1 protein-coding gene is annotated in these 345 nt (G+C 68.7%); it reads right to left on the bottom strand.

Annotated elements, in window-relative coordinates; genetic code table 11:
- The coding region (locus tag AA75_RS19950; RefSeq protein WP_233289102.1) for a phosphopantetheine-binding protein at positions 1 to 309 on the bottom strand (309 nt) is incomplete at its 3' end.
- Positions 310 to 345: the final 36 nt, after the last annotated feature.

Genomic DNA, 345 nt, shown 5'->3' with positions numbered 1-345 from the left:
GGACTGGTTGAAGTGGTTCTGGGGGCCGTGGGTCTGCAGGAACCAGTGCTGGATCGGGGTCAGCGGCACCTCACCGGTCACCTCACCCTGCTGCGCCCGCACCACCACCCCCGCAGCCCCCGCAGCCTGCGCCAGCTCCGCGATCGTCTGATGATCGAACACATCACCCGACGTCAACGTCACCCCCGCCCCACGCACCCGCGACGCCACCCGGATCGCCATGATCGAATCCCCGCCGAGCTCGAAGAAATTGTCATCCACCCCCACCTGAGCCAGACCCAGCACCTGGCACCACGCCTCCGCCAGCACCCGCTCCACCTCGGAACGCGGAGCCCGACGCCCAAC

Source organism: Kitasatospora sp. MBT63 (genome assembly GCF_000710465.2).
In the GTDB taxonomy this organism is placed as follows: domain Bacteria; phylum Actinomycetota; class Actinomycetes; order Streptomycetales; family Streptomycetaceae; genus Kitasatospora.
The sequence above is the reverse complement of the archived record's forward strand: the minus strand, read 5'-3'. Positions and strand labels throughout refer to the sequence as shown.